This is a genomic window from Vulcanococcus limneticus LL, from assembly GCF_002252705.1.
Classification (GTDB): domain Bacteria; phylum Cyanobacteriota; class Cyanobacteriia; order PCC-6307; family Cyanobiaceae; genus Vulcanococcus; species Vulcanococcus limneticus.
The window spans coordinates 37,048-45,621 of sequence record NZ_NQLA01000026.1; the positions used below are offsets into that span (position 1 = coordinate 37,048).

The 8,574-nt window shown below is 67.2% G+C and carries 5 protein-coding genes and 1 pseudogene; 2 read left to right on the top strand and 4 right to left on the bottom strand.

Going from position 1 to position 8,574, the window contains the following annotated elements; translation table 11 throughout:
* Positions 1-194 precede the first annotated feature (194 nt).
* On the bottom strand, positions 195-1,820 hold the full coding sequence (locus CJZ98_RS11165) for an iron uptake porin (RefSeq protein ID WP_094591205.1): 1,626 nt from the start codon (positions 1,818-1,820) through the stop codon (positions 195-197).
* A 216-nt stretch (positions 1,821-2,036) separates the two neighbouring features.
* On the opposite strand from CJZ98_RS11165, the gene CJZ98_RS11170 reads away from it, so the two are divergent.
* Positions 2,037-4,037 (top strand): glycosyltransferase family 39 protein, encoded by a 2,001-nt coding sequence (locus CJZ98_RS11170; RefSeq protein ID WP_232756409.1) that lies wholly within the window; start codon positions 2,037-2,039, stop codon positions 4,035-4,037.
* Positions 4,038-4,051: 14 nt separating this feature from the next.
* Here CJZ98_RS11170 and CJZ98_RS11175 read toward each other — a convergent pair whose 3' ends face one another.
* Positions 4,052-4,774, bottom strand: coding sequence for a pectate lyase (locus CJZ98_RS11175; protein ID WP_094591207.1), 723 nt, complete (start codon positions 4,772-4,774; stop codon positions 4,052-4,054).
* Positions 4,775-4,866: 92 nt separating this feature from the next.
* Here CJZ98_RS11175 and CJZ98_RS11180 point away from each other — a divergent pair, with 92 nt between their 5' ends.
* Positions 4,867-6,468 carry a DUF2079 domain-containing protein gene (locus tag CJZ98_RS11180; RefSeq protein ID WP_094591208.1) on the top strand — a complete coding sequence of 534 codons (1,602 nt, stop codon included), beginning with the start codon at positions 4,867-4,869 and terminating at the stop codon, positions 6,466-6,468.
* A gap of 312 nt (positions 6,469-6,780) precedes the next feature.
* Here CJZ98_RS11180 and CJZ98_RS11185 read toward each other — a convergent pair whose 3' ends face one another.
* Positions 6,781-8,307 (bottom strand): DUF2079 domain-containing protein, encoded by a 1,527-nt coding sequence (locus tag CJZ98_RS11185; RefSeq protein WP_094591209.1) that lies wholly within the window; start codon positions 8,305-8,307, stop codon positions 6,781-6,783.
* Between the two features lie 115 nt (positions 8,308-8,422).
* Positions 8,423-8,574 (bottom strand): annotated as a pseudogene (locus tag CJZ98_RS11190) (photosystem II D2 protein (photosystem q(a) protein)); the annotation flags it as partial.

An 8,574-nucleotide genomic window follows, 5' to 3' on the forward strand; every position in this document is an offset into this window, starting at 1 on the left:
CAGATGATGACTCCCCTCAGCGGGGTGGACGGATCGTACAAGCAATAAAAAAGCCGCGGCAATTGCCGCGGCCAGAAGATGAGGTGAACGAGGAATGCGAGGAGACAGAGACTGAGCCGCGCGAGGAAGAACTCCAGGCTCTGGGGCAGGAACCCGGACGCAAGGCCCTCAGGCTCCCTATCAGACCAGTGCGATCAGAACTTGAAGGTAGTCTTAACGAGGCCGCCGAAGTTGTTAACAGCAGCACCATTCTCACCAGCGGCAACACGGGCAGCGTTGCCAAACGCACCCAGCGGATTGCTGAGATAGAAGATGGCGGGAGTCACGCTGATGTTGTCAGTGACCTGGAACTTATACCACCACTCCCAGGCGTAACCTGCGTCTTGGGGGGTTCTGTCGCAGAAGTCGCCACAGCTGGTGATGAAAGTGGGCTGACCCACGGCCATACCCAGAGCGTTGCCCTTGACAAAGGCATCCTGCCACTGCAGGCCGACATACCAGGACTGGCTTGCCACGCCGTCGAAGTTGGCGGCCGCATTGTCCTCGTTGTAGGAGTTAATGCCCCAGCCAGCGCTGATCGAAGGAACCCAGCCGTTGGTCTTGGGCTGCCAGTAGGCACTCAAGCCGACGGAGTTAACGGTATCGAACAGGTTGCCGACACCACTGCCACCTAGGACAGCCAGCGGGGTACCGGAAGCAGGGCCGACACCATTGCTGTAGTTATAGACAGCGGCGATACCCCAGTTGCTAGCGGCATAACCCACCTGAGCAGTACCGGTCTGAGCGGCACAGTCGGTGCCGATGCCACCGCAGTTGTCGAAGTTGTCGTTGGGGCTGCCGTTCTGGGCGTTACCAGAAACGTAGTTGAGGCTGAGGTTCCAGCCGTTCTTCTGGTACCAAAGACCAGCACCAGCACCCAGGTTCAGGTTGTAGGCGCCAGGGGCACCGGCGTAGGTGAAGATGTCGAGGACGGTGTCAGCAGGGTACACACTTGGCCACATGGCCAGCATGTCGTCCTGACGAACCTTGCCGCCCACGGTGGCGGTAAATCCGTTGCCGATGGGGAACTGGTAGAAGAGGCGGTTGATCTCAACCGAGTCTGCACCGGAAGCACCCTGGAAGGCCACTTCCAGCTGGTTGAGGCCGAGGGCAGCATCGTTGGTGCCCGTGGTATAGCCGCCACCGAAGCCGGAGTTGGCGAAGTTGCCGGCCCGCAGGGTTGTGCGCAGCAGGTCTTTGCCGGTGAAGCTGGTGTCGAAGTTCAGGCGAACGTCGTAGTTGAAGGTGGTAGCACCCTCGCTGGCGCGGTAGGCATCACGCAGACCCTCGACACTGCCGCCGAAGCTGTTGGCGCCCAACACAAAGGTGGCGACACCCTTCAGCTTGGTGGTGGTGGAGAACTGGGTGGCTTCCAGCTCACCCACCTTGGCCTCCAGGCCATCCACCCGGCCCTTCAGCACGGCGAGTTCCTTCTCGAACTCCTTCATCAGGCGCTTCAGCTCGTCGGTCACCTCGGTGATCCGATCGAGACAGGCGTTCAGCAGGGCGGCCGCTTCATAGCGGGTCATCGCCTGGCGGCCCTTGAAGGTGCCGTTGGGGTAGCCGGCCACGCAGCCGTAGCGCTCGATCAGGTTGCTCAGCGCCTGGTAGGCCCAGTCGGTCGGCTGAACGTCCGAGAACTGGGTGATCGAGGTCACCTGCTCGTCGCTGGTGGCGTACTGGTTGACGCCGGCAAGGTTCAGGTCAGCGGCGGATGCAGCCACAGGAGCCATCAGGCCCAGGGCAGCAGGCGCCAGAAGAAGCTTCTGGAACAGTTTCATGGTCCTCACACCAATAGAGGAAGGGCGCAATGCGCCAGGCCCACAGTGTCTGACGAGGTCAAGGGAGCCACCAGATCGGGTGTGCCAGAACACACGTCGGCTGGGGGGCCGATGGTCCGCGTTTCAGACTGCCGGCTGACTGCCAGATCCCCCCTGACCAGCCCGTTCGAACGCCGCCCCTGGCTCTGGTGGCTTGCCCTGACAGGGCTCTGGGTCTTGAGCACCGCCGCCGACCGGCTCTGGCTGGCCCTGGATCAGCGCCTTCCCGCCTGGGACCAGGCCGATTACCTCAACAGCGCCGTGGACCATGGCCGGGCCCTGGGGCTGTTGGCCGGCGGTGGCTGGCCTGGCTGGGATGGCCTGCTGGACCTCTCACCCAAGATCCCTCCTCTGGCCTCGCTGGTGAACGGCACGGTGATGGCGATCAGCGGCCAGGCCCCGGACCAGGCCAGCTGGGCCCTGGCCCTCTGGCACGGTCTGCTGCTGCTGGTGGTGGCCTGCTGGGGGCGGCAGCTCCAGGGGCGCAGCTTCGGGCTGCTGGCCGCGGCATTGCTGGCCGTCGCCCCGGCCCTGGCCAGCCTGCGGGTGGACTACACCCTGGACTTGCCGGTGAGTGCCGCCTCCGTGCTGGCGCTGTGGCTGTTGGGTCGCTGGCAGGCACCGCGCGGGGGAGGCTGGTGCCAGGCACTCGCCGCGGCGCTGGCGGTGACCGCCGCCATCCTGGTGAAGCAGAGCGCCCTGCTGGTGCTGGTGCCGCCCTGCCTCTGGGCCGCGGGGCGGGGGCTGGGGCAGCGGGGCCGCAGGCTGCAGGTGCTGGCGGCCCTGGCGCTGGTGCTGGCCCTGGTGCTGCCCTGGCTCCACCACAACTGGATCACCACCCTGGGGGGCACCGAGAGGGCCGTCGTGGAATCGGGGGCCGCTGAGGGCGATCCCACTGGCCTGGGCCTGGCCAGCCTGCTCTGGTACCCGCGACTCTGGGGCTCCCAGCTGGGGCCGCTCAGCGTGGCGGTGGGCCTGGGGGGGCTGGCCCTGGCGGCCTGGCGGTGTCACCACAGGCTGCCGTCGCTGCTCCGTCAGCCGCTGCGCGCGCTACCTCCAGGCTGGCCCTGGTTGCTGGGCTGCGGCCTGAGCGGCTGGCTGTTCACCAGCCTGAGTCCCAACAAGGATCCGCGCTACATCGCGCCGGTGCTCCCCCTGCTGGTCCTCATCCTGGCCTGGGGCTGGCGGGAGCTGGCGATCTGGCTGCAGCCGCGCCTGGGCCGCCCCGCCTCCGCGGGCCTGCTGGGCCTGGGGCTGCTCGGGGCGACCGGCTTCACGGCCCAGCAGCAGGCCCAGGCCATCCAGCGGAGTGCGGGATCGCCGGCGGCGGAGGTGATGGCAAGCCTGCGGCAGCGGCTGGGACAGCGTCCCGGCACCGTGATGCTGGTGGCCAACAGCGCGGATCTGAACGAGCACACCCTCACCAGCTTCGGCCGTCTGGAGGGGGCCTCGGTGCTGGCCCGCCGGCTGGGGCAACGGCCCCAGGATCACGAACCGGTCCTGGCCCAGAGCCAGTGGCTCCTCCTGGCCACCGGGGATCAGGGCACGCGCCGCGCCGCGGCTCGGCAGCTCAGCCGGCGGGTCCGCAGCGACGGCCGCTTCCAGCTGGTGCAGCGCTGGCCCTGGAGCCAGGGACGCCAGGTGGAACTGTGGCAGCGGCGCCCCCAGGCGGGATCAGCCCAGACCTTCGACGCGCCATTCATCGCCCTGTCCCGCGGCCTGGAGCGGGGCGTGGTGGGCCTGCCGCCCCTGTTCGCTGCGATCGGCCCCCAGCACCAGCTCGATCCCCACTTCCTCTACCAGGGCCGGGTCGATCAATGGGCCCGCCGCAGGCTCAGCCAGCGCCCCGACGACCGCGACGCCCTCTGGAGCCTGGCCCTGCTGGAGGTGCTGCGCAACCGGCCCACCAGCGCCGCCCAGTGGTTCAGCCGGTTGGAGCGGGCCGAGCCCAGCAATCCCTGGCCCGGGGCCTACCGCAGTGTGGTCCTGCTGGCCGACTGGCGAGCCTGTGCGGCAGGACGCGGACTCGAGACACCAACCACCCAGCCGAGCGCAGCGGCGATCCGCCAGGCCCTCGGCGACCTGAGTCGAGGCCTCTGCGGCCAGCCCCAGGCCCTGGGGCAGTTGCGTCAGAGCCTGCCGGCAGCCATTGCGGCGGTGAAGTCCCAGATCCGCTGAGGCGACGTTCCGCCTCAGCCCTCCGACTCCGGGCGCCTGGCCGGGAAGGCGAAGGAGCGGGCGTGCAGGAACAACCCCACCGCCATCAGCACCTCAATCGCTTCCTGGTCGTTGCGGATGCGCTCCCCGAGGGTGATCCAGGAGAGATCCCAGTAGGTGTAGAAGAGCGCCACGACCAGGAAGTAGAGGCTGTACCAGCGGGAAGGCAGCGCATCGATGCCGGGCCAAAGACGCCAGCCGAACCAGCCAAAGAACAGGCCTGTGGCAATGAACGAGAGGTGCAGGTAGTTCTGCAGCACCGGCAGGTTGTGCAGATTCGTCTCCTTCTGGGCGTTGATCTCCCGGATCGCCTCCAGCCCTTGATGGGTGAGCCGCTCCGCCCAACTGATCTCCTCGCCGGCCACGTAGAAACAGAACAGCGCCAGCAGCAGCCAGGCGATCCAGCTCAGTCGGCCCACCTGCCGCCGCCGCCGCCACAGCACCAGCAGCGAACACAGGCAGGCCCCGGCATAGCCGAGGAACTGCACCCACTCCGCCGGGCCGTCCTCGCCCTTGCGCCAGAGCTCGAACACCCCGAAGGGCAGGAAATACACCACGCCGTAGAGCAGCAGGATGTAGAGCAGGGGCGCCAGATCCACCGCTGGCCGCAACTCCCCCCAGGGGGTGCGGATGATCCGCTGCGGATGCTCGGCGGCGGCGGCGGCCTGAGCAGGGTGGGGGACAGCGGAGTGGGGCACAGGCCTGGCCCGAAGCAGGGCTGACCCTAGCGGGCACGGCCAGAGCCGCCCAAGCCCCCATAGATTTCCGGCCACGCCCCGTCGGTGCCGCCATGTCCGCAGCCCCCCAGCGCCTCTCTCCGGAGCGGCGAGTACTGCTGGCGGCGGCGCTGTTCGCCCTGGTGGGCCTGCTGCTGCAGTGGTGGCGCCTGCAGGTGCTCACGGCCTCCTACGACCAGGGAATCTTCCTGCAGGTGCTCTGGAACGGCCTGCGGGGCCACCCCTTCGAGAGCACCCTCTCCTCCCAGCTCTCGACCAACGTGGTGCATGGCGGCCAGTGGCCCGCCCTCGGCTACCACCGCCTCGGCCAGCACTTCACGCCAGTGCTGGCCCTGTGGATCCCGCTGGTGGGTCTGCTGGGGATCTGGGCCCTTCCCGTGGTGCAGGTGGGTCTGATGACCGGCGCGGGCCTGGTGTTGCACCTGCTGGCCCGGCAGCGGCTGGAACCGGGCCTGGCGGCGATGCTCACGATCGCCTTCTACGGGGCCAACGCGGTGCTGGGGCCCACCTGGGGCAACTTCACCGACCTGTGCCAGCTGCCGATCTGCGTGTTTGCGCTGCTGCTGGCCCTCGAACACCGCCGGCCCTGGCTCATCGCCCTGGCGGCCCTGCCGATCCCGCTGATCCGCGAGGACACCGGCGTGCTGCTGGTGGGCATCGGCCTGTGGCTGGCGATCCGCCAGCGGGAGCGCTGGCCAGTGGCCCTGGCCCTGGCCCTCTACGGCGGGGCCTGGGTCGTGATCGTGACCAATGTGCTGATGCCGCTGTTCAGCGACGACAATTCCCGCCGCTTCATGGTGGAGAACTTCGGCCAGTACATCCCCGGCCAGGAGCAGGCCACCAGCCTGGAAGTGCTGCGCCAGGCCCTGGGCCAACCGCTCACCCTGCTGCGCGAGCTGGTGAGTCCGCCGGGACAGACCCTGCGCTACCTGCTGGGCCAGGGGCTGCCGCTGATGCTGGTGCCGCTGGTGGCCCTGGACAGCTGGCTGCTGATGGGAGTGCCGATGCTGGGGCTGCTGCTGGCCCAGGGCAGCAACAACCCGCTCTCGATCAACATTCGCTACACGCTGCTGGTGGTGCCTGGGCTGTTCGCGGGCACGGTGCTCTGGTGGGAACGGCATGGCCAGGCCTTCCAGTCGCGCCGGCTACGGGCCGTATGGGCGGGCTGCATCGCCCTGTCACTGCTGTTCACCGTGGGGGGCAACCCAAACCGCAGCCTCTCCTTTCTGATCCCTGACAGCGTTCAGCCCTGGGTCTACAGCTCACCGCTGGCCCAATGGCACCACGGCCAGCAGGCCCACCAGGCCCTGCAGCTGATTCCGGCGGGAGCGAGTGTGGCGGCCAACACGCCATTGGTGCCCCACCTGGCCAGGCGCGAAGTGCTGGTGCGCTTCCCCGATGGCGTGACCTATCTGGATCGGGCTGGCCAGGAGCGCCAGGTGGAGTGGATCGCCGTTGATCTGGATTGGTTCCGGCGCTACGGAGTGGCCTTTCGCCGCGACCAACGGGCCCTGGAGCGAAGCCAGGAACAACTGCGCGAGCTGGCCGGCCGCTATGGCGTGCAGACCGTCCGAGACGGGGTGGCCGTGCTGCAGCGCGACCGCGCTGACAACCCGGCCGCCCGCCGGGCACTGACTCCCTGGCTGGAGCCCTAGAGAACTGTCCAGCAACACGCTCCAGCTAAAACGATCCAGACAAATCAGTCCAGGCAAAAAAGTCCTGGCAAAACGATGCCCCTGGAACCAACCTTGCGGAGGGTCCCAGGGGCTCTCGCCGGGTCCGCTTTGCCGCGGAACCGAATGATCAGGAATCAGGCGCCGAAATCAGCCGGCGTTCTCCGCGATCAGCAGACCCTGCATGGAACAACTGTGACTCACGGGCACCTCCTCCTTGGTTTGGATGGTTGACAGCCGGCGATGCATCCGGAACAGGGAAACTGCAGGCGAGCTGCACCGACCCTGCCCACATCACTGCTGACGGGACTTCGCCATCGTAGGGGACTTTGCGGCCGAGCGACGCTCGAACAGCCAGACATCATCCCGCTGAAACCGGATTGACCAGGCCGGATCCGCCCGCAGTTGGCGCAGCAGCCTCCGGATCAACTTGGGTGAGGCTTTCCAGCTGGCGCGACGGGCATCCACCAGCACCTGATCCGCGCCGGAGAGGTTGGCGGCCGACCGGGAACTGAGCAGATCAATGGCTGGACGCCGGGCCAGATGGGCAGCCAGGGCATTGGTGGCCACCACGGAGGCCCCCGGGTGCACCAGCGCGATCGCCTGTCGGATCGCCGGGGCGTTATCCAGGGAGTCCTGAAACGGGCCCAGGAAGAACGACAGGCGCGAGAGTGACACAAAGGCGATGAGCGTCCAGCCCACCACCACCGGCAACAGGCGGGGCCTCAGCCAGGCGGGATAACCAGCGCGCCCTGCGGGACCGGCGGGAGCCAAGGTGGACTGGACCTGGGCCACCAGCAGCGGCACCAGAAACAGCGAATAGTGATGCACCAGATCCTTCAGGCTCGCCTGGGAGGCCAGCAGATTGAGCAGCAACAGTGGCGCGAACGGCAGCAGGCCCGCCAACAACCCCAAGCGCCGGTTGTGCAAGAGCAGATAGAGAACCGGCGCCAGCAGCAGCAGCCCATAGGCCAGGTTGGCCCCTGACAAGAGCTGGCCGACCAGGGAGCCCAGTGCCTGCATCACAAAGCCTGCCCCGCCACCGGAGCCTGCTTCCCTCTCCAGGCCAAACTTGCCCAGGTGACGGCTGAGGGAGGCGGCCTCACCACCGAAGGCGGGAATCAGCCATCCACCGATCAGAAGCAACCAGCTGGCGGCCAACCCGCAGAGCACCAAACCGAGCCAGCGGCGCCCCTGCAGCAACAGCCAACCACCAAAGCCCAGCACCAACAGAGCCAGGGAGACTTTGCAGGTGAGGGCCAACAGCAGGCAGCCGACCACCTGCCAATCGGCGCTGCGACGACGCTCCTCGATCAACACGATCGCCTGCATCACCAGCGGAAAAGCCAGTGTCTCGGGGTGAAAATCGAAGATGGCCGTGTTGAACACGACCGGGTAGAGCACCAACACCCACAGGCTGGTGCGGATCGCAGCCGGCCCCAGGTGGCGCCGCTGGGCGAGGCGCTGCAGGGGGAAGACCGCGGAGGCCAGGGCCGCCGACTGGAGAGCCAACAGGGTGTAGACCGATGGCAGCAGCCGATCAATCCATCCCAACGGGTAGAGCACGAGGGCGCCGTGATCTCCCAGGATGTGAAATCCCAGAAAACTGCTGAAGGGCGGCAGGCCCTGGCCAATCAGATAGACGGCCTGATCAAAGATGCCCAGATCCCAGGCGGAGGTCTGAAACCAGGTGTGACGGAGCACCACGGCCCCGAAATAGAGGGCAAAGGCAGACCAGAAGAACAGCCAGACGGACGGATCAAGCCGGCCCGACGCGGGGCCCGCAGCGGCTCTCCCCATGCCGGGCAAGAACCTTGGCATCGGCAGGCGCCCCAACAGCGATACAGCCTAAGCCGGCCACAAAAAAGCGCCCCCTAGGGGGCGCTGGAGACATGAACTGGATCGCCGCATCGAGCAATCCAGCGCGTGACCAGGATCAGAGAGCGTTGCCGCGGGGCAGAACCTCTTCAGGGAAGACGAAGTTTTCGTGAGGCTGGTCAGCCGGCGCCATCCAGGCGCGCAGACCTTCATTCAGCAGAATGTTCTTGGTGTAGAAGGTCTCGAACTCGGGATCCTCAGCGGCGCGGA